Annotated in this window: 2 protein-coding genes; both read left to right on the forward strand. The window is 23.9% G+C overall.

The genetic code is table 11. The annotated features are described in order from the left end of the window. The first annotated feature begins 158 nt into the window (after window positions 1–158). The gene (locus MPF19_RS18750) at window positions 159–635 is read left to right on the forward strand and encodes a hypothetical protein (protein ID WP_249989804.1); all 477 of its coding nucleotides are present in this window, start codon (window positions 159–161) and stop codon (window positions 633–635) included. Between the two features lie 156 nt (window positions 636–791). Beyond that, window positions 792–2,519 (forward strand): leucine-rich repeat domain-containing protein, encoded by a 1,728-nt coding sequence (locus tag MPF19_RS18755; protein ID WP_249989805.1) that lies wholly within the window; start codon window positions 792–794, stop codon window positions 2,517–2,519. Window positions 2,520–2,659 lie beyond the last annotated feature (140 nt).

Raw genomic sequence — 2,659 nt, forward strand, 5'->3', positions numbered from 1 at the left:
GCTCACTTGGGAAATTCCTCCGGAATTTCGCCGTTCGTGTTTTATTTACTAAATTCACTGCTTAAACAACGCAACAAAGCTTATACAACAACGTTGGCATTAATTTGAATGAATGAACTTTTTAAGAAAAATTGTAACTCTAATTTATAAGATTAAATATGAATAAATTAATTTTAATTTCCTTGTTAGCAATTACCTTTTTGAGTTGTGATAATAAAAGTAAAATTGAGAAATTGAAAAATCAAATTATCACTTTAAAAAAGCAAAATGATTCTTTAGGAAAAATAACAAAATGGGTTGAAAATAAATATATTTTTGACAGTATAAGTTTTCGACAAATTCCTGATTATAAAAATACTCATAAAATAAATTCTGTTTTTAGAGAAGAATTTGTTTTTGTAGGAATTAATTTTAATAGAAAATCTTCGGTAATTGTTGGAGACAGTATAAGTTATAAAAATGGTCTGAAGGTAATTAACGGAACAATTTTAGAAATGAAAAATGGCGGGTTTTTGAATGAAATTATTCTTAAGAAAAAAAGGAATTTTTACAGCGGAATTATAAAGTCAAAAAATGATTTTGGAAAAAAATTCGAAGCTACAATAAGATCTGGAATACTAACGAAAAAAAACTAATGCCAACACCGTGTATTAAAAATTACTTAATTTAGTGCTTAACCAAAGTTAGTTGCTTTTTTGCCAACTTCTGAATTTCTTGCGAAATTCCTCGTTCACAAAAACGCAACTTTCAATACACAACAACGTTGTAAACAATTAAAACCAAGATTACGAATGAAAAAAATGAATAAAAGTTATATTTTACTGATACTTTCTGCTTGCTTAATATTTATAAATTGTGAAGATGAGCCTACTGTTCAGGAGGAGGTTATTAATATTCCAGATATAAATTTTAAAAAATATTTATTAGAAAATTTAGAAATTAATGCTAATAAAGATGAAGAAATTCAACTTAGTGAAGCTGAAAATTTTACTGGCACAATAAACTGTAGTAATTTAAATATCAGAGATTTAACTGGAATAGAAAATTTCAACAATCTTACTGAATTATATGTGCAAGGAAATCCATTATCAATAATTAATTTATCAGAAAATAGAAAAATAATTAAATTAAATTGTAGGTCTATTAATTTAAATAGCATTGATATTTCTAATAATATTCTATTACAGCAATTAGATTGTAGCAATAATAAATTAACAAGCTTAGATTTATCCAAAAATAAAGAATTAGAAGAATTATTATTAAGTAATAATAATTTTGTAACACTAAATCTTGAAATTAATGAAAAATTAGAAAAACTAATATTGGACAACAATAGCTTAACATATCTAAATTTATCTAAAAACTCAAATATTGAATTTTTAAGCATTAAATCTAACGATTTAATTACAGTAAATATAAAGAACAATAATAATGAAAAATTAGACTTTTTATCGGTAGAAGAAAATTACGAATTATTATGTATACAAGTAGATAATAAAACAGAAGCTGAAAATAAAAATAATTGGTTTAAAATTTCAAGAGCTAGTTACTCTGAAAACTGTGACTCTTGCTCAGAAATCATTAACATACCAAATGTTGACTTAAAAAAATATTTAGTTGAAAATATTTACATCAATAAAAATAAAGATAATGAAATACAAAGATGTGAAGCTGAAGAATTTAGCGGAACAATCCTTTTTAGTTATAGCTACACTCAATATGTAGACGATTTAACAGGCATAGAGGCTTTTATAAATATAAATTCTCTAATAGTTAATGTTTCAGCTTCTGAAATAAATTTAACATCTAATACTAAATTAAAACATTTAGAAATCACCAGTAATGTTGAAAATTTAAACCTTGAAAATAATACTGCATTAGAATTTATCAGAATAAGATCTGAAAAATTGAAAGAATTAGATTTTACAAATAATTATAAATTAAAAGAAATTGATCTTTCAAATAATAAAATAGAAAGTTTAATACTTCCAGAATCTAATTCATTAGCTATTTTAAGATGTGGTGAAAATCTAATTGAAAGCTTAGATTTAACAAAAAACCCTTATTTATTAGAAGTATACTGTGGTAATAATAAACTAGCAAACTTAGACTTATCTAAAAATATTAAGCTAGAAAGTTTAGGATGTAATAATAATAAGCTAAGCAGCTTAGATTTAACACAAAATGTAAATTTAAAAACAGTATACTTATCAAACAACAAACTTATTAATTTAGATTTTTCGAAAAACACTTCACTAATTAACTTGTCTTGTACACATAATGATTTTACTAATTTAGATTTTTCGAAAAACATTGAATTATCATATTTAAATTGTAGTACCAACAAACTTGTAAGTTTAAATATAAAAAATATGAATAATAATAAATTAGACAATTTTAATTGTAAGGAGAACCCACAACTCCTTTGTATTCAGATAGATGATAAAAATTATGCAGATTCTAATAATTATTATTGGAATAAAGATAGTCAATCAATATATAAGGAATTATGTAACTAAAAAATAACTGTTTACAACACCGTATAAACTTTATTGCTGGTTTTGGCTCACTTGGGAAATTCCTCCAGAATTTCGCCGTTCGTGTTTTATTTACTAAATTCACTGCTTAAACAACGCAACAAAGCTTATACAACAACGTT

This window comes from Polaribacter sp. Z014 (assembly GCF_023555435.1).
In the GTDB taxonomy this organism is placed as follows: domain Bacteria; phylum Bacteroidota; class Bacteroidia; order Flavobacteriales; family Flavobacteriaceae; genus Polaribacter.

Bases quoted from the DNA above. Each gene is read 5' to 3' on its own strand.
- MPF19_RS18750 (WP_249989804.1), top strand. From the start codon at position 159: ATGAATAAATTAATTTTAATTTCCTTGTTAGCAATTACCTTTTTGAGT.
- MPF19_RS18755 (WP_249989805.1), top strand. From the start codon at position 792: ATGAAAAAAATGAATAAAAGTTATATTTTACTGATACTTTCTGCTTGC.